Annotated in this window: 17 protein-coding genes; 10 read left to right on the top strand and 7 right to left on the bottom strand. The window is 71.6% G+C overall.

Features of this window, described 5'->3' with window-relative positions:
* Positions 1–6: 6 nt before the first annotated feature.
* The 5 genes from sigJ to A6A25_RS28015 all read right to left on the bottom strand — a co-directional run bounded on the left by sigJ (position 7) and on the right by A6A25_RS28015 (position 4,803).
* Positions 7–942: an RNA polymerase sigma factor SigJ gene (gene sigJ, locus A6A25_RS28035; protein WP_073895225.1), complete on the bottom strand. Its 936-nt coding sequence runs from the start codon at positions 940–942 to the stop codon at positions 7–9.
* Positions 943–951: 9 nt separating this feature from the next.
* Positions 952–2,142 (bottom strand): NAD(P)/FAD-dependent oxidoreductase, encoded by a 1,191-nt coding sequence (locus tag A6A25_RS28030; protein WP_073895223.1) that lies wholly within the window; start codon positions 2,140–2,142, stop codon positions 952–954.
* A 102-nt stretch (positions 2,143–2,244) separates the two neighbouring features.
* Complete coding sequence (gene fdhD / locus A6A25_RS28025) at positions 2,245–3,018, bottom strand: formate dehydrogenase accessory sulfurtransferase FdhD (protein WP_241828960.1); 774 nt, start codon at positions 3,016–3,018, stop codon at positions 2,245–2,247.
* Positions 2,921–3,496 (bottom strand): hypothetical protein, encoded by a 576-nt coding sequence (locus A6A25_RS45855; RefSeq protein ID WP_241828956.1) that lies wholly within the window; start codon positions 3,494–3,496, stop codon positions 2,921–2,923. Before A6A25_RS45855 ends, fdhD begins: the two co-directional genes overlap by 98 nt.
* Positions 3,493–4,803 carry an MFS transporter gene (locus A6A25_RS28015; RefSeq protein WP_073895217.1) on the bottom strand — a complete coding sequence of 437 codons (1,311 nt, stop codon included), beginning with the start codon at positions 4,801–4,803 and terminating at the stop codon, positions 3,493–3,495. The genes A6A25_RS45855 and A6A25_RS28015 overlap by 4 nt, the downstream gene beginning before the upstream one ends.
* 89 nt (positions 4,804–4,892) lie before the next feature.
* Between A6A25_RS28015 and A6A25_RS28010 the strand changes: the two genes are divergently transcribed.
* The 6 genes from A6A25_RS28010 to A6A25_RS42480 are packed head-to-tail and all read left to right on the top strand — an operon-like array spanning position 4,893 to position 11,399.
* Complete coding sequence (locus tag A6A25_RS28010; protein WP_073895215.1) at positions 4,893–6,050, top strand: molybdopterin molybdotransferase MoeA; 1,158 nt, start codon at positions 4,893–4,895, stop codon at positions 6,048–6,050.
* 37 nt (positions 6,051–6,087) lie between these two features.
* Positions 6,088–6,546: a formate dehydrogenase subunit gamma gene (locus A6A25_RS28005; protein WP_073895213.1), complete on the top strand. Its 459-nt coding sequence runs from the start codon at positions 6,088–6,090 to the stop codon at positions 6,544–6,546.
* Positions 6,543–8,090 carry a formate dehydrogenase beta subunit gene (locus tag A6A25_RS28000; protein WP_073895211.1) on the top strand — a complete coding sequence of 516 codons (1,548 nt, stop codon included), beginning with the start codon at positions 6,543–6,545 and terminating at the stop codon, positions 8,088–8,090. Before A6A25_RS28005 ends, A6A25_RS28000 begins: the two co-directional genes overlap by 4 nt.
* Complete coding sequence (gene fdhF, locus A6A25_RS27995) at positions 8,087–10,897, top strand: formate dehydrogenase subunit alpha (protein WP_073895209.1); 2,811 nt, start codon at positions 8,087–8,089, stop codon at positions 10,895–10,897. The genes A6A25_RS28000 and fdhF overlap by 4 nt, the downstream gene beginning before the upstream one ends.
* Positions 10,898–10,899: 2 nt before the next feature.
* Positions 10,900–11,115 (top strand): formate dehydrogenase subunit delta, encoded by a 216-nt coding sequence (locus A6A25_RS43385; protein ID WP_073895207.1) that lies wholly within the window; start codon positions 10,900–10,902, stop codon positions 11,113–11,115.
* Positions 11,116–11,126: 11 nt separating this feature from the next.
* A complete protein-coding gene (locus A6A25_RS42480) occupies positions 11,127–11,399 on the top strand; it encodes an ATP-binding protein (protein WP_073895204.1) in 273 nt (90 codons plus the stop codon).
* Here A6A25_RS42480 and A6A25_RS27980 read toward each other — a convergent pair.
* Both A6A25_RS27980 and A6A25_RS27975 read right to left on the bottom strand, forming a co-directional pair.
* Positions 11,377–11,553 carry a DUF397 domain-containing protein gene (locus tag A6A25_RS27980; RefSeq protein WP_073895202.1) on the bottom strand — a complete coding sequence of 59 codons (177 nt, stop codon included), beginning with the start codon at positions 11,551–11,553 and terminating at the stop codon, positions 11,377–11,379. The genes A6A25_RS42480 and A6A25_RS27980 overlap by 23 nt on opposite strands.
* Complete coding sequence (locus tag A6A25_RS27975) at positions 11,550–12,488, bottom strand: helix-turn-helix domain-containing protein (RefSeq protein WP_241828955.1); 939 nt, start codon at positions 12,486–12,488, stop codon at positions 11,550–11,552. The genes A6A25_RS27980 and A6A25_RS27975 overlap by 4 nt, the downstream gene beginning before the upstream one ends.
* Positions 12,489–12,609: 121 nt before the next feature.
* On the opposite strand from A6A25_RS27975, the gene A6A25_RS27970 reads away from it, so the two are divergent.
* The 4 genes from A6A25_RS27970 (at position 12,610) to A6A25_RS27955 (ending at position 16,555) form a co-directional block, all read left to right on the top strand.
* The gene (locus A6A25_RS27970) at positions 12,610–13,944 is read left to right on the top strand and encodes an AAA family ATPase (RefSeq protein WP_073895198.1); all 1,335 of its coding nucleotides are present in this window, start codon (positions 12,610–12,612) and stop codon (positions 13,942–13,944) included.
* Positions 13,941–14,681 carry an HNH endonuclease gene (locus A6A25_RS27965; protein ID WP_073895196.1) on the top strand — a complete coding sequence of 247 codons (741 nt, stop codon included), beginning with the start codon at positions 13,941–13,943 and terminating at the stop codon, positions 14,679–14,681. The genes A6A25_RS27970 and A6A25_RS27965 overlap by 4 nt, the downstream gene beginning before the upstream one ends.
* Before the next feature lie 81 nt (positions 14,682–14,762).
* Entirely contained in the window at positions 14,763–15,755 is a 993-nt protein-coding gene (locus tag A6A25_RS27960) for an ATP-binding cassette domain-containing protein (protein WP_073895333.1), read from the top strand.
* A complete protein-coding gene (locus A6A25_RS27955) occupies positions 15,752–16,555 on the top strand; it encodes an ABC transporter permease (RefSeq protein ID WP_073895194.1) in 804 nt (267 codons plus the stop codon). The genes A6A25_RS27960 and A6A25_RS27955 overlap by 4 nt, the downstream gene beginning before the upstream one ends.
* Positions 16,556–16,657: the final 102 nt, after the last annotated feature.

The following is a 16,657-nucleotide window of genomic DNA, read 5'->3' as shown; positions in this document are numbered from 1 at the left end:
CCCCGGTCACCACGAGTCGAGGAGCGGGTCGTGGTGACCGTGCCGCCGCCACTGCTCGGTGATCCGGCCGAGCCGGGACGGAGCGGCCATGCCGCGCAGGGTCGCGATCCGGCCGTCCCGGACCTCCAGCGCGACCACGCCCACGACCCGTTCGTCCACCACGGCGATCAGGGCGGGTGCACCGTTCACCACACCGGCGTGGACCACCAGGGAACCGCCGACCAGCCGCCGCTTCGCCGCGGACGGCTTGAACAGCGCTCGTGCGACGGAGGCGACCCGCTCGGGGTCCGCGTACCGCAGCAGCTTCTCGGTCAACCCGGCGCCGTCGGAGATCGCGGTCGCGTCGTCGGTCAGCAACGCCACCAGCCGTTCGGTGTGGCCGGAGGACGCGGCGGCGAGGAACGCCTCGACGATCCGGCGCGCGGCGGCGCGGTCCACCTCACCGGAGTTGCGCCCGGCGGCGACGTGCCGCCGGGCCCGGTGTGCGTGCTGCTGGCTCGCGGACTCGGTGATGTCGAGGATCCCGGCGATCTCGGCGTGGCTGTAGGAGAACGCCTCGCGCAGGACGTAGACGGCCCGCTCGACCGGCGACAGGCGTTCCAGGAGCATCAGCACCGCCAGGGTCACCGACTCGCGCTGCTCGACGGTGTCCGCCGGGCCCAACATCGGGTCTCCGTCCAGGAGCGGCTCGGGCAACCAGGCGCCGACCGCGCGCTCCCGCCGCGCCTTCGCCGAGCGGAGCCGGTCGAGGGACAGGTTGGTGACCACCTTGGTCAGCCACGCCTCGGGCACCTCGATGTGGTCGTGGTCGGCGGCCTGCCAGCGCAGGAACGCGTCCTGCACCGCGTCCTCCGCGTCGGCGGCCGAACCGAGCAGGCGGTACGCCAACGAGGCCAGCCGGTCGCGGCTGGCCTCGAAGCGCTCCACGGTCGCGGTGTCCACGAACGCAGGTTAGGCGGTGATCGCCTCGGTGCGGCGGTCGGCGGCGGTCGACAGGCGGTGCCTGCGGGTGGGCATCCCGAAGGTCGGGTGGGCCACGCCGAAGGCCGCGGTCCGGAGGATGGCCGACTTGAACCGTGCCGCCGGACGACCGCGCAGCGCCCAGGACTTCGACCGCGCGGCGCCGTCCACCGCCTGGAAGATCGCGTCCTTGCGGCCGAGGCTGATGTGGTTGCCGACGTACGGCAGGGACTTCATCGGCGGCTCCTTGCCGGTCAGGTCACCGATGATCGAGGCCATCGCCTGCCCGACGGTGTACCCCGCCGAAGCGCACGACATCGGCAGCGGCAGGCCGTTGTCCCCGATGATGTGGACGGCGTCGCCGGCCGCGTAGACGTCGGGGTGCGAGACCGACCGCATCCGGCGGTCGACCAGGAGCTGGCCGTTGTCGGCGGCCGCGAGCCCACTGGCCTTGGCGATCGGGTGGACGGCGAAACCCGCCGCCCAGACGGTCGCGTCGGCGGTGAAGACCCGGCCGTCGGCGGCCACCGCACCCGTCTCGTCGACGCGGACGACGGTGCTGTGCTCGTGGACCTCGATGCCGAACCGGTCGAACGCCGCCAGCAGGTGGCGACGGGCCTTCGGACCCAGCCACCCGCCCAGCTCACCGCGGGTGGCCAGGGTGACCCGGAGCCCGGGCCGGGACTCGGCGAACTCGGTGGCGGCCTCGATCGCGGTCAGGTTGCCGCCCACGACCAGCACCCTCCCGTCGCCGTCCAGCTCGTCCAGGCGACGGCGCAGGCGCAGCGCCGCCGGCCGTGCGGCGACGTGGAAGGCGTGCTCGGCCACACCGGGGACGCCGTGGTCGGCGACCGTGCTGCCGAGCGTGTAGAGGAGGGTGTCGTAGGGCAGCGAGTCGGTGCCCTTCCCGTCGATCACCGTGACGGTCCGGTGCTCGGCGTCCACCGCGGTGACGCGTGCCAGGCGCAGGCGGATACCGGTGCCCGAGAACACCTCGGCCAGCTCGTAACGGCGCAGGTCCTGGCCGGCGGCGACCTGGTGCAGGCGCAGCCGCTCGACGAAGTCGGGTTCGGCGTTGACGACGGTGACCTCGACGTCGTCGGGGTGCAGGCGGCGGGCGAGGTTTCCAGCGGCGAAGGCCCCGGCGTACCCGGCGCCGAGGACGACGATGCGGTGCGGCATGTTCGTGCTCCTGTCTGGTTGCTCGCCCCCTGAACGGGACAGCGAGCCGATCCCTGACAGGCTTCGACCGTGACGTGGGTCACCCCGCTCGGCTGGTCGCGGTCAGCGCAGGCGGTGGCGGCCCGCGTAGACGTTCATCGAGGTGCCGCGCAGGAAGCCGACCAAGGTCATCCCGACCTCCGCGGCCAGGTCGACCGCGAGCGACGACGGTGCGGACACGGCGGCCAGCACCGGGATCCCCGCCATCGCCGCCTTCTGCACCAGCTCGAACGACGCCCGGCCGCTCACCACCAGCACCGTGCCGCCCAACGGCAGGCCGCGGTTCTTCAACGCCCAACCCACGACCTTGTCGACCGCGTTGTGCCTGCCGACGTCCTCCCGCAGGCACAGCAGCCCGCCGTCAGCGTCGAACAGACCCGCCGCGTGCAGGCCGCCCGTGCGGTCGAAGACCCGTTGCGCGGCACGGAGTTCATCGGGCAGGGCGGCCAGCGTGTCGGCGTCGAGGGTGAGCGGGTCGTCGGCCACGGGCCAGGTCGCGCTGGTGCGCACGGCGTCGAGGCTCGCCTTGCCGCACAGGCCGCACGACGACGTCATGTAGAAGTTGCGCTCGATCGACGGATCCGGCCGCGGCACGCCTTCCGCCAAGCCCACGTCCAGCACGTTGAACGTGTTGGAGCCATCCGCGGTCGCGCCCGCGCAGTACCGGATCGTGCTCACGTGGTCGGCGCCGCGCACCACGCCCTCGCTCACCAGGAACCCGGCGGCCAGGTCGAAATCGTCACCCGGCGTGCGCATGGTCACCGACAGCGCCTTGCCGTCGACCCGGATCTCCAGCGGCTCCTCCACGGTGAGCGTGTCCGCGCGGGCGTCCGCCACGCCGTCCACCACCCGCACGACCCGCCGCCTGCTCGTCACCCGTCCCATGTGGACACCCCTCGTCTCGGCACAGCGCGGTGCACTCGGCCAGCAGGCGGCGCAACGCTTCGTCCCGCCGCTCCCCCGCCGCGATCGCCACGGCCCTCGTCGCCCGGTGCACGGCGAGCGTCGGCCACCACGTCATCCACTTCGCCGCCGGTCGGCCCACGGCTCTGAGGCAGTGCTCGACCAACGCTTTCGTGCAGCGCGCTCGGGCGGTGCCCACCAACGGCACCGCGAACACCAGCAGCGCGCGCCGCCCGTTCTGCGTGCTGTAGTCGTTGACGCACCGGGCCACCGCCGCCAGCACCGGGTGCACGGTCGCCGGCCGGTCGGTCCACTCCTCGTCCGCCAACGTGGACACCAGCTCCAGCAGGCAGCAGCCGTGCGCGGGGGTGACGTGCCGCCCCGGCGTCAACCGGGGCAGCCGCGTCGTCACGACGCCTCACGCGGTCGCGGCAGCAGGTGGTGCGGGCGTCCCGGCCGGCTGAACCGCCCACCCAGCGCCGCTCCCGCCACGCCGAGCACCGCGGCGGCGAGGAACGGGCCGGGGTAGCCGTGCGACACGACGACCAGCGACGCGAGGCCGACGCCGAGGACGCCGCCGAGCGCCTTGGCGCTGTAGATGACGGCGAAGTTGAGCGGCGCGGTGTCCTCGCCGAAGTACTCGCGCACGAGCCCGACCAGCAGCGAGTAGCAGCAGCTCGTGCCCAGTCCGGCCACGCCCGCGCCGACCAGCAGGGCCACCGCGTCCTGCCGCTGACCGCCGAACAGCAGCACCAGCTGGGCCAGGCCGCCGGTCGCCATCGCCAGCCGCAGCGTCAGCCGTCGCCCGATGGCCTCCGAGATCCGGCCCGCCAGGATCCGCCCCGCACCCGCCGACGCGGCCAGCACCGCCAGCGCCACCGCCGCGAACACCGTGCCGTCCGCGAACACTGCCAGGAACACCAGGTCGAACAACGACACCGCCGCCGCGAACACCACCGTCACGTACATCGGCACGAGGACACCGCTGCGCAGCGCCTCCCCCGGCCCGAAGTGGCGGATGGCGGGCCGGTTGCTGCGGTGCGTGCGCCGTTCCCGGTGGCGCGGGTCGACGTCGACCGGCCACCAGTTGCGCGGCGGATCGCGCAGCGGCAGGCCGCACGCGGTCACGACCACCAGCACCACCAAGGCCGCGACGGACAGGAACCCGGCCCGCTCGCCCGGGTCGAACCAGAGCCCGGCGGCCAGCGCGAACGGCACGCCGCCGAGCGCGAACGCACCCGTGACCAGGGCGATCCGACCCGTGACCCGGTCGGGGAACCAGCGGATCACCGTGCCCACGCACGTCGCGTAGACCAGGCCGGTGCCGATGCCGCCGACCAGTGAGTAGCCGAGGTAGACGACGAGCAGGTGGTCGGCGGAGCCGAGGGTGAGCAGGCCGATCGCGCTGAGCACGGCGCCGAGGACGACGGCGTGGCGCGGTGGCAGCAGGCCCCGTTCGCGCAGCCACGCGGCGGGGAACGCGATGCCCGCCTGGAACGCCGTCCAGAGCGCGAACGCCCAGCACAGCTCCACCAGACCCCACCGTTGTCCCAGGGCGGGCACCAGGGCGCCGAACCCGTACTGGGCGGTGCCGGTGACGAGCATGGCGATGCCGCTCAGCCAGGCGATCCGGCTTCGCGGGCGGCCCAGGAGTTCGCGGTCGGACTCGCCGATGCGGTACCGGCGGCCGTAGACGTCGAGGACTTCACGCACCTGCATGAGGCTCACCCTCCTTGCAGATTGTATACAGTATTGAGTAGCCTACCGTCTGTATGCATTCCTGAACACCCCTCAGGCGGGCGGACCCCATGCGCATCCCCTGGACCGAGGCGAGGCAGGCGGCCCGGCACGCGGGCAAGCCGCTGGACGTGGTGGAACTGCCGTTGGCGCGGGCGTCGGGCGCGGTCCTGGCGGCACCTTTGCCCGCGCTGGCCGCCGTGCCGTCGTTCGACAACTCGGCGATGGACGGCTACGCCGTGGCCGGGCGCGGACCGTGGACCGTGGTCGGGCGGGTGCGCGCGGGCGGCGTGGCGGGGTCGCTGCACGCCGGCCAGGCGGTCGAGATCGCGACCGGCGCGCCCGTGCCGAGCGGTGCGGACGCCGTGCTGCCGGTGGAACACGCGGAAGCCGTCGGCGCACTGGTGAGTGGCGATGTGGAGTTGGGTCGGCACATCCGCCGGGTCGGCGAGAGCTGCCCGGCGGGCGTGCCGCTGCTCCCGGCGGGCGCGGTGGTGACGCCGGCCGTGCTCGGGCTGGCGGCGAGCGTCGGCCACGACGCCCTCGCCGTGCACCGACGTCCCCGCGTGGCGGCGGTGCTGACCGGTGACCAGGTGGTGACCGCGGGCGTGCCGGGACCGGGTCGGGTGCGCGACGCGATCGGGCCCGTGCTGCCGGGGCTGGTGGGTGCGGCGGGCGGTGAGCTCGCGGGCGTCACCTACCTCGTCGACCACCCCGGCGCGCTGGTCGAGGCGTTGTGGGAGGTCGACGCGGACGTGGTCGTGGTCGGTGGCGCGACGTCCGTCGGCCCGGCCGACCACTTGCGCGAGGCGTTGCGGGTGCTGCACGCGGACGTGCGGGTGGACGGTGTCGCGTGCCGACCGGGTCACCCGCAGGTGTTGGCCGTGCTGCCGGACGGGCGGTGCGTGGTCGGGTTGCCCGGCAACCCGTTCGCCGCGCTGGCCGCCGGGGTGACGTTGCTGGCGCCGCTGCTGGAGACGTTGTCCGGGCGCGAGCCGGGTCGGCCGTGGACGGTCGGGTTGGCGGCAGTGCGGTCGCACGGGCACGACACGCGATTGGTGCCGGTGGTGGTGTCCGGATCGGTCGGGGTCGCGGTGGGGCACGACCAGCCCGGGACGTTGTGGGGTGCGGCGCTGGCGGACGCGCTGGCGGTGGTGCCGCCGGGGTTCGGCGGTGGCGAGGTGGAAGTGCTGCCTGTCGCGGGCGGGAGCGGAGGCGTACAGTTTTGAATACGGTATACAGTCTGCGAGCGACAGTGGAGGCCACATGACCGTGGTGGAACGGGTGCTCGCCGTGATCGAGGCGCACCGCGGCGACCGGGGCGCGCTGCTCCCGATCCTGCACGGCATCCAGGCCGAGTTCGGCTACGTCGACCAGTCCGTCATCCCGCTGGTCGCCAAGGAGCTGAACCTGTCGCGAGCGGACGTGCACGGCGTCGTCACCTTCTACAGCGACTTCCGCAGCGAGCCCGCGGGCCGCGTCACCGTGCGCCTGTGCCGTGCCGAGGCGTGCCAGGCGGTCGGGTCCGAGCGCCTGGTCGAGCACGCCGAGGCCGCGTACGGCGTGAAGGTCGGCCAGACCGGCGCGGACGGCGCGGTCACCCTCGACCAGGTGTTCTGCCTGGGCAACTGCGCCCTCGGACCCGCCGCCCAGGTCATCGGGCGGCTGCACGGACGGCTGGACCCGGCCCGCCTGGACGGCGTGATCAACAGGGAGCTGCGATGACGACCACCGTGTACGTCCCGCGCGACGCCGCCGCCCTCTCCGTGGGCGCGGACGCGGTCGCCGCCGCGATCACCCGGGAAGCCGCGCTCGCCGGCCGGGCCGTCCGGGTCGTGCGCAACGGCTCGCGCGGCATGCTGTGGCTGGAAACGCTGGTCGAGGTGGTCACCGACGCGGGCCGGATCGGGTACGGGCCGGTGACCGCCGACGCCGTGCCGGGCCTGGTGGCAGCCGGGATGCTGGACGGTGCCGACCACGAGCTGCGCGTCGGCGTGGTCGAACAGCTGCCGTGGTTCCGCGCGCAGCACCGGCTGTGCTTCGCGCGCGTCGGCGTCACCGACCCGCTGTCGCCTGACGACTACCTCGCGCACGGCGGCCTGACGGGCCTGCGGCGGGCGCTGGAGATCGGGCCCGCGGCCACGGTCGCCGAGGTGACCGATTCCGGGTTGCGCGGGCGCGGCGGCGCGGGGTTCCCGGCGGGCATCAAGTGGAAGACCGTCGCGGACACGCCCGGAGAGCTGAAGTTCGTGTGCTGCAACGCCGACGAGGGCGACAGCGGCACGTTCGCCGACCGGATGCTCATCGAGGGCGACCCGTTCTGCCTGATCGAGGGAATGGCCATCGCCGCTTTCGCGGTCGGCGCCACCGAGGGCTACATCTACCTGCGGTCGGAGTACCCGGAAGCGGTGCGGACGTTCCGCCGGGCGATCGACATCGCGTACGCGCAGGGCTGGCTCGGGGACGACGTGCTCGGGTCCGGGCTGAAGTTCGACCTGATGGTGCGGGTCGGCGCGGGCGCGTACATCTGCGGCGAGGAGACCTCCATGCTGGAGAGCCTGGAGGGCAAGCGGGGCGTGGTGCGGGCGAAACCGCCGATCCCCGCGATCACCGGCCTGTTCGGCAAGCCGACCGTGGTGAACAACGTGCTCACGCTGGCGTCCGTGCCCGCGATCCTGGCCGACGGCGGCGCGACCTACCAGGCGCTGGGCGTGCAGCGGTCGCGTGGCACGCAGGTGTTCCAGCTCGCCGGGAACATCGCGCGCGGCGGCGTGTTCGAGACGGCGTTCGGCATCTCGCTGCGGGACCTGGTCGAGGTGCACGGCGGCGGCACGCTGTCCGGCCGGCCGGTGCGCGCGGTGCAGGTCGGCGGGCCGCTCGGGGCGTACCTGCCGGCGTCCGGGCTGGACCTGGCGATGGACTACGAGGCGTTCGCCGAGGCGGGCGCGATGCTCGGCCACGGCGGGATCGTGGTGTTCGACGACACGGTGAACATGGCGTCGATGGCGCGGTTCGCGTTCGCGTTCTGCGCGGAGGAGTCCTGTGGCAAGTGCACGCCGTGCCGGGTCGGCGCGGTGCGCGGGGTCGAGGTGATCGACCGGATCGTCGGCGGCGAGGACGTCGACGACAACCTCGCCCTGCTGGGCGATCTCTGCGAGCTGATGACCGACGGGTCGTTGTGCGCGATGGGCGGCCTCACGCCCAACCCGGTGCGGAGCGCGCTCCAGCACTTCGCCGACGACTTCACCCCAAGGAGGGTCACCCCGTGACGATCTTGAAGGAACCGGACTTCGGCACACCGGCCTCGACGTCCTCGACCTCGGTGACGGTGGAGGTCGACGGCATCCCGGTGACGGTGCCCGAGGGCACGTCGGTCATGCGCGCCGCCGCGACCAGCGGCATCGACATCCCCAAGCTGTGCGCGACCGACAGCCTGGAGCCGTTCGGGTCGTGCCGGCTGTGCCTGGTGGAGATCGACGGCAGGCGCGGCACGCCCGCGTCGTGCACCACGCCGGTCGCCGACGGGATGAAGGTGCGCACCCAGACGCCGAAGCTGGCGAAGCTGCGGCAGGGCGTGATGGAGCTCTACATCTCCGACCACCCGCTGGACTGCCTGACCTGCTCGGCCAACGGCGACTGCGAGCTGCAGGACATGTCCGGCGCGGTCGGGCTGCGGCAGGTGCGGTACGGGTACGAGGGCGAGAACCACCTGTCGCTGGAGAAGGACACCAGCAACCCGTACTTCGACTTCGAGCCGTCCAAGTGCATCTCGTGCTCGCGGTGCGTGCGGGCGTGCGGCGAGGTGCAGGGCACGTTCGCGTTGACCATCGAGGGGCGCGGGTTCTCCTCGCAGGTGTCCGCGGCCGGTGTGCCGTTCATGGAGTCCGACTGCGTGTCGTGCGGCGCGTGCGTGCAGGCGTGCCCGACGGCGACGTTGCAGGAGAAGTCCGTGGTGCAGCTGGGGATGCCCAGCCGGACGGTGCTGACCACGTGCGCTTACTGCGGTGTCGGGTGCTCGTTCAAGGCCGAGCTGCGCGGTGACGAGCTGGTGCGGATGGTGCCGTACAAGGACGGTGGCGCGAACGAGGGTCACTCGTGCGTGAAGGGGCGGTTCGCGTTCGGCTACGCCACGCACCCGGACCGGGTTCTCTCGCCGATGGTGCGGGAGAAGATCACCGATCCGTGGCGCGAGGTGTCGTGGGAGGAGGCGATCTCCTACACGGCGTCGCGGATGCGGGAGATCCAGGCCTCGCACGGGGTCGGCGCGATCGGCGGCATCACGTCGTCGCGGTGCACCAACGAAGAGGTGTACGTGGTGCAGAAGCTCGTGCGGGCGGCGTTCGGGAACAACAACGTCGACACGTGCGCGCGGGTGTGCCACTCCCCCACCGGGTACGGGTTGAAGCAGACGTTCGGCGAGTCCGCGGGCACCCAGGACTTCCGGTCGGTGGCGGCGGCGGACGTGATCGTGGTGATCGGCGCCAACCCGACCGACGGGCACCCGGTGTTCGCGTCCCGGATGAAGCGGCGGCTGAGGGAGGGCGCGAAGCTCGTCGTGATCGACCCGCGGCGGATCGACCTGGTGCGCTCGCCGCACGTCGAGGCCACCCACCACCTGCAGCTGCGGCCCGGCACGAACGTGGCCGTGGTGAACGCGTTCGCGCACGTCGTCGTCACCGAAGGACTGGTGGACGCGGACTTCGTGGCGGCGCGCTGCGAGGGGTACGAGGAGTGGGCGGAGTTCATCGCGCGGCCGGAGAACAGCCCCGAGGTGGTCGAGTCGATCACCGGGGTGCCCGCGGTGGAGATCCGTGCGGCGGCCCGGCTGTACGCGACGGGCGGGAACGCGGCGATCTACTACGGGCTGGGCGTCACCGAGCACAGCCAGGGGTCGACCATGGTGATGGGCATGGCGAACCTGGCCATGGCGACCGGCAACGTCGGCCGTGACGGCGTGGGCGTGAACCCGTTGCGCGGGCAGAACAACGTGCAGGGGTCGTGCGACATGGGCTCGTTCCCGCACGAACTGCCCGGCTACCGGCACGTGTCCGACGACGCGGTGCGCACGGTGTTCGAGGGGGTGTGGGGCCGCAGCATCCTGCCGACGCCCGGGCTGCGCATCCCGAACATGTTCGACTCGGCGATCGCGGGCACGTTCCGCGGGCTGTTCGTGCAGGGCGAGGACATCGCCCAGTCCGACCCGAACACCGCGCACGTGACGGCGGCGTTGACCGCGATGGACCTGGTCGTCGTGCAGGACCTGTTCCTGAACGAGACGTCGAAGTTCGCGCACGTGTTCCTGCCCGGCACGTCGTTCCTGGAGAAGGACGGCACGTTCACCAACGCCGAGCGCCGCATCAACCGCGTCCGCCCGGTGATGGCGCCGAAGACCGGCAAGCACGAGTGGCAGATCGTGTGCGAGCTGGCAGCGGCGCTGGGCTACGAGATGCCGTACACGCACCCGCGCGAGATCATGGACGAGATCGCGGCGCTGACGCCGACGTTCGCCGGGGTGTCGTTCGCCAAGCTCGACCGGCTGGGCAGCATCCAGTGGCCGTGCGACGACGAGGCCCCGACCGGCACGCCGACCATGCACGTCGAATCGTTCACCCGCGGCAAGGGCAAGTTCGTGACCACGTCGTTCGTGCCGACCAGTGAGCGCACGACGCGCAAGTTCCCGTTGATCCTGACGACCGGGCGGATCCTGAGCCAGTACAACGTGGGCGCGCAGACCAGGCGCACGGCGAACATCGCCTGGCACCCGGAGGACGTGCTGGAGATCCACCCGCACGACGCCGAGGTGCGCGGGATCGGTGACGGCGATTCGGTCACGCTGGCGAGCCGGGTCGGCGCGACGTCACTGCACGCGGTCATCTCCGACCGCATGCCGGTCGGTGTCGTGTACACGACGTTCCACCACCCGGTGACCGGTGCGAACGTGGTGACGACGGAGAACTCCGACTGGGCGACCAACTGCCCGGAGTACAAGGTGACCGCGGTCCAGGTGGCCCTGCGCACCGAGGGTGCGGGGTCGGCGGAGATCGCGGTGGCGCGCGACCGCGCGGTGGTCGACTGACCATGAGCGGCGCAACCCCACCCGCGGTCCGCCTGGCGAACGAGATCGCCCGCCAGTTCCACCACCAACCGCCGGACCAGGCGGCCACCGCCATCGCCCACCACATCGAGCGCTTCTGGGACCCCCGGATGCGCACCGACCTGCGACACCACGTCGCCACGTCACCGGAATCCCTGGACCCGGTGGCGCTGGCGGCGGCCCGGCTGATCGGCTCCTGACCCCGTTGGCGGTGAAACGGGCGCTCATCGAGGTGTTGATCAACCGACCGGGTGTCCTGGCCGTGGCGAACACCGGTCCGAAGGTCGAGCGGTACGAGGTGGAAGGGCTGTTCCGGCCGTTCCGCAGGCTGGACCGGGACACCACCACGACGGGTGAACGGGGCCTGGGCCCGGGACTGTCGATCGTTCGTGCCATCGCCGCCGCCCACGGTGCGTCCGTGAGCGCGACACCGGGGGCGGACGGCGGGTTGGCGGTGACGGTCAGGTTTGCCGAAGTGCCGTGAGGAACGCCCGGAACGGGCGCTCCCCAAAGGTCAATCTGGGTCCTGGCCGTTTGCTGTCCCTGACGCTGGTCGTGCTCCGTCCCACGGCCAGCTCGACGCAGTTGTTCCCCGCGCCGGAGTAGGTGCTCTTGCGCCACGCTTTGTCGTTGTTCATGTGTCCTTCAGTGCGGTTGCCAGTTTTCTGATCAGCGAAGCCGACTCCTTGGGCGACAGGGCGACCTCGCTCACCATTTCCTCGAAGTGCAACAGGTACTTCTGCACGTCGGCGCGATTGTCCACCCACTTGCCACCGCCCGCGTACTCCAGGTACACGGCCGAAGGATCACTGTCCTCGAAGCGGAGTGCGGTCGCGCCACCACCGGACATGGTTCCGTGGGCACCAGCGCCGAACGGAACCACTTGGATGGTGATGTTGTCCTGCTTGCCCTTCTCAAGCAAATGCGACAACTGCTCGCGCATGACGGCGGGACCGCCGACGATTCGGTGCAGCGCGGCCTCGTCGATCACCGCGTGCAGCCGTAACCCGGGCAGCCTGCGCTGCCGGCTCGCCAGTGCCGCGGCCACCTGCTCCACCGAGACCGACGAGTCCATGAAACGCTGACCCGCGAGCCGGATCGCCGCCGCGTAGGCGGGTGTCTGGAGCAGTCCCGGGATGACGATCATCTCGATGGTGCGCACCTCCGTGGCATCCGCCTCCTGCCGCGCGTAGGTCCGCGCCTCCGGGGTGAACGCGGCCGCGTACACCAGGCGGGTGCCGTCCTGCTTCGCGTCCTCCCACAACGCTTCCGCCTCCCGCCGTTCGGCATCGGTCGCGCCGTAGAGCCCGAGCAGCGCGCCCAGTTCGGTCCAACTCGGACTGATGTACCCGTTCTCCATCCGCGACAGCGTCGACTGCGTCTTCCGCGTCAGCGCGTGGTAGTCGATCTCGGTCTTGCCCGCTCGCTTGCGCAAAGCGTTGAGGAACTGCCCCAGCTTGCGCTTGCGTCGGGTTTGGACGGCTGCCATGCGGATCGCTCCTCGCTGGAAAAGAACTGCGAACACCCTAGTGAGGTTCCGCAGCCCGCTCTCATTCACTCGATCGAGCGCCAAAGGTGCATATTCGCCCTCCTCACTCGTCGCCCCCCGTCGGCAGCCCCGCGGGCGGGGGCGGGCGCCCGCGGGACGTGCGACGAGCTGGACGAGTGATCAGCGCCGACTAAAGTCTGGCCACATGTACATCTCGCAGGTCCGGCTGCGGAACGTCAAGGGGTTCCACGGCGCCCGCGAAGTGGATCTCAAGCTCACCGCACCCGGCTGGACGGTGATCGCGGGCCGCAACGGGTCGGGCAAGACCTCGCTGCTCAGGGCGATCGCGCTGGCCGTCAGCGGCCCGGCGGTGGCCCGCAACCTGGTACCCGACTTCGAGAACTGGGTCACCGCGGGCCAGCGGGAGGGCGTGGTCCAGGTCCAGTTCACCCACGACCGGCGGGTGGAGAAGTTCGGCAAGGGCCGCCCGCCGGAGGGCAGGCTGTGGGCCGGCCTGGGCTGGACGATGCCGGACGAGGAGAGCCGCCCCGCGCACCGGGGCCTGCAGCCGTCGCTGAAGGAGAAGCTGGAGGGCAGCAAGACCGCCGCCCCGCGCGGACCGTGGCAGGACAACCCGACCGGGTGGTTCTGCGCGGCCTACGGCCCGTTCCGGCGGCTCGTCGGCGGCGCGGGCGACGCGCAGCGGCTGATGCTCAGCCACGGCCCGGTGTCCCGGCTGGCGAGCCTCTTCCACGAGGACGCGTCGCTGGCCGAGGGCGTCGGCTGGCTCATCGAGCAGCACCTGAGGTCGCTGGAGCGCAGGCCGGGCGCGGAGGAGCTGAAGACGGTCGCGCTCGGCGTGCTGTCGGACGGCCTGCTGCCCGACGACTACCGGATCGAGGGCGTCGACTCCGACGGCCTGTGGGTGGTCAGCGGCGGGCACCGGTTCCCGCTGCGGGAGATGAGCGACGGCTACCGCACCGTCGCCGCGCTCGTGGTCGACCTGATCAAGCAGATCCACGAGTCGTACGGCGACCTGAAGACCACGCCCACCGCGCACGGCCTGGCCCTGACCGCGCCCGGCGTGGTGATCATCGACGAGGTGGACGCGCACCTGCACGTGTCGTGGCAGAAGCGGATCGGCGGCTGGCTCAAGGAGCACTTCCCGAACATCCAGTTCATCGTCACCACGCACAGCCCGTACCTGTGCCAGGCCGCCGACCCCGGCGGCCTGATCCGGCTGCCGGGACCGGACCAGCAGGAACCGCCGCGGGTGGTCGACCGGGAGCTCTACGAGCGGATCGTGTACGGCAGCGGTGACGACGCGGTGCTCTCGGAGCTCTTCGGCCTGGACACGCCCTACTCCGAACGCGCGCAGGAACTGCGGGCCGAACTGGTGGACCTGGAGGTCGCGGTGATCGGCGGCACGGCCGACGCCCGCGCTGTGCGCCGCTACGAGGAGCTGCGGGCGCTGCTGACCAGCTCACCGGTGGCCCGCACGCGCGAGGTCACCGCACGGCTGGAACGCGACGGGACGTGATCCGGCTCGTCCGGCCCGCGCTGCCCGCCGAACTGGCCGCCCGGCTGCCCGAGCTGACCGAGGAGATCGGCAACGCCACGCACCGCACCCGGACCGCGCGTGCGCTGTGGAAACGCGCCGTGGTGCGGCGGAACGTGCACGCGCCGTTGCGGCGGTTGTTGGAGGACATGGCACCGGGCTACCAGCGGTGCATGTACTGCGGTGACAGCCAGGGCACCGACATCGACCACTTCGAGCCGCTGTCGCTCAACCCGCTGCGCACGTTCGACTGGCTCAACCACCTGCTGGCCTGCTCGACGTGCAACAGCAACCTCAAGCGGGACCGGTTCCCGGTGGCCGAGGACGGCACGCCGCTGCTGGTGGACCCCACCACCGAGGACCCGTTCGACCACCTGCTGCTCACGCTGTCGCTGGGCGTGTACGTGGCGCGCACGGAGAAGGGCGAGGCGACGATCGACGTGTGCGGCCTCAACCGGCCGGTGCTGACCCAGGGGCGGGTGCACGCGAGGCGGGTCGTGCTGATGTGCCTGTCGCGGTGGACGGCCGGGCGGGCGCGGGACGCGGCGGACGAGATGCGCGAGGCCGTGCTGACCGTGCGGGGGCAACCGTTCGCGGACGTCTGCCAGGCGATGCTGCGCCTGGCGCGGTCACCGGGCGCGGACCTGGTGTTCGAGGAGACGCCCTGGGCCTTGGCCGTGCTGAGGGACGAGGAACTGCGGACGCAGCTGCTGGCGTGAAGGCCGCGCCACCTGGAAAGTTCCAGCGCCGGTGTGGAAATCCGCCGGAATTTGTCGGGCCTCCGGTACATCATGGCGCGCATGGCAGACGCAATCGTGGCCGAGGGACTGGTCAAGCGCTACAAGTCGGTGGTCGCCCTCGACGGCCTCGACCTCGTGGTGCCCGAAGGGACCGTCATGGGCCTGCTCGGACCGAACGGCGCGGGCAAGACCACGACGGTTCGCGTGCTCACCACGCTGTTGGAGCACGACGAGGGCACCGCCACCGTCACCGGGCTGGACGTCGTCGCCGACGCCAAGGAGCTGCGCCGCCGGATCGGGTTATCCGGCCAGTACGCGGCCGTGGACGAGAACCTGACCGGGTTCGAGAACCTGGACATGGTCGGCAGGCTCTACCACCTGGGCAAGAAGCGCAGCCGGGAGCGGGCGCGCGAGCTGCTGGAGCGGTTCGACCTGGTGGAGGCGGGTGACCGGGAGGTCAAGGGTTACTCGGGCGGCATGCGCCGCAGGCTGGACCTGGCGGGCGCGCTGGTGGCCAAGCCGAGGGTGCTGTTCCTCGACGAGCCGACCACGGGCCTGGACCCGCGCAGCCGGCTCGGCATGTGGGACGTGATCTCCGAACTCGTGGCCGGCGGCACGACCCTGCTGCTCACCACGCAGTACCTGGAGGAGGCCGACCGGCTCGCGGACAAGATCGCGGTCATCGACCACGGCAAGGTCATCGCGCTGGGCACCTCGAACGAGCTGAAGGACCAGGTCGGTGGTGAACGGCTGGAGCTGACGCTGGGCTCCGCGCGGGACGCGGAGACGGCGAAGGCGGCGCTGACGCCGCTGGCGATCGCCGGGATCAGCCGGGACGAGCGCGGGCACCGGCTGACCGTGCCGGTGGCGGGTGGCGCCGAGGTGCTGGTGGACGGCATCCGCAGGCTGGACGCCGAGTCGGTCAAGGTGCTCGACATCGGCCTGCGCCGGCCGACGCTGGACGACGTGTTCCTCTCGCTGACCGGGCACGCGGCCGAGAACGACGGCACCGACGACAACGCCGACACCAAGCAGGGGGAGAAGGGCGAATGAGCGCGTTCACCGAGGCGTTGAGCGACGGCGCGGTGGTCGCCAAGCGCAACCTCATCAAGGTCAAGCGGGTCCCGGACCTGATCGTGGGCTCCACGTTGGCGCCGATCATGTTCGTGCTGTTGTTCGCGTACGTGTTCGGCGGCTCGATCACCATCCCCGGCCTGGACTACCGCGAGTTCCTGATGGCGGGGATCTTCGCGCAGACCGTGGTGTTCGGCGCGTCGATCACCGGCAGCGGGCTGGCCGACGACATCAAGAAGGGCGTGATCGACCGGTTCCGGTCGCTGCCGATGGCGCGGTCCGCGGTGCTGATCGGGCGCACCACGAGCGACCTGGTGAACAACGTGATCGTCATCGTGGTGATGTCGGTGACGGGCCTGATCGTGGGCTGGCGGATCCACTCCTCGCCGCTGGAGGCGCTGGCCGGGTTCGCCCTGCTGCTGCTGTTCGCCTACGCGGTGTCGTGGGGCATGGCGATCGTCGGGTTGATGGTGCGCAGCCCAGAGGTGTTCAACAACGCCTCGTTCATCGTGATCTTCCCGTTGACGTTCATCGCGAACACGTTCGTGCAGGAGAGCAACCTGCCCGGACCGCTGAAGACGTTCGCCGAGTGGAACCCCGTCTCGGCGGTGACCGCCGCGGCCCGCGAACTGTTCGGCAACACCAACCCGATGGCGCCGCCGGCGGACGTGTGGTCGTTGCAGCACCCGGTGCTGATGACGTTGATCTGGGTGGCCGTGTTCCTGATGGTCTTCGTGCCGCTGGCGATCCGGCAGTACCGCAAGGCGGTGGCCCGCTAACCGGCGGACGCCGGTGTGTCAAGGGTTTCAGGTTTCGGACCGTCACCCGAACGGGTAGTCCGGTGGCATCCCAGCCGAAGGCACGGAGCCGAGCCAGGGAGG

It is taken from the genome of Saccharothrix sp. CB00851 (genome assembly GCF_001905065.1).
Classification (GTDB): Bacteria; Actinomycetota; Actinomycetes; order Mycobacteriales; family Pseudonocardiaceae; genus Actinosynnema.
This window is presented reverse-complemented; position numbering and strand designations above follow the sequence as displayed.

What these genes read in the sequence shown, in the direction of transcription:
- A6A25_RS28000 (WP_073895211.1), top strand. Translation starts at nt 6,543, where the DNA reads ATGACGACCACCGTGTACGTCCCGCGCGACGCCGCCGCCCTCTCCGTG.
- A6A25_RS27955 (WP_073895194.1), top strand. Translation starts at nt 15,752, where the DNA reads ATGAGCGCGTTCACCGAGGCGTTGAGCGACGGCGCGGTGGTCGCCAAG.
- A6A25_RS28030 (WP_073895223.1), bottom strand. Translation starts at nt 2,142, where the DNA reads ATGCCGCACCGCATCGTCGTCCTCGGCGCCGGGTACGCCGGGGCCTTC.
- A6A25_RS28015 (WP_073895217.1), bottom strand. Translation starts at nt 4,803, where the DNA reads ATGCAGGTGCGTGAAGTCCTCGACGTCTACGGCCGCCGGTACCGCATC.
- A6A25_RS27980 (WP_073895202.1), bottom strand. Translation starts at nt 11,553, where the DNA reads ATGAACAACGACAAAGCGTGGCGCAAGAGCACCTACTCCGGCGCGGGG.
- A6A25_RS28010 (WP_073895215.1), top strand. Translation starts at nt 4,893, where the DNA reads ATGCGCATCCCCTGGACCGAGGCGAGGCAGGCGGCCCGGCACGCGGGC.
- A6A25_RS27970 (WP_073895198.1), top strand. Translation starts at nt 12,610, where the DNA reads ATGTACATCTCGCAGGTCCGGCTGCGGAACGTCAAGGGGTTCCACGGC.
- A6A25_RS43385 (WP_073895207.1), top strand. Translation starts at nt 10,900, where the DNA reads ATGAGCGGCGCAACCCCACCCGCGGTCCGCCTGGCGAACGAGATCGCC.
- A6A25_RS28005 (WP_073895213.1), top strand. Translation starts at nt 6,088, where the DNA reads ATGACCGTGGTGGAACGGGTGCTCGCCGTGATCGAGGCGCACCGCGGC.
- A6A25_RS27960 (WP_073895333.1), top strand. Translation starts at nt 14,763, where the DNA reads ATGGCAGACGCAATCGTGGCCGAGGGACTGGTCAAGCGCTACAAGTCG.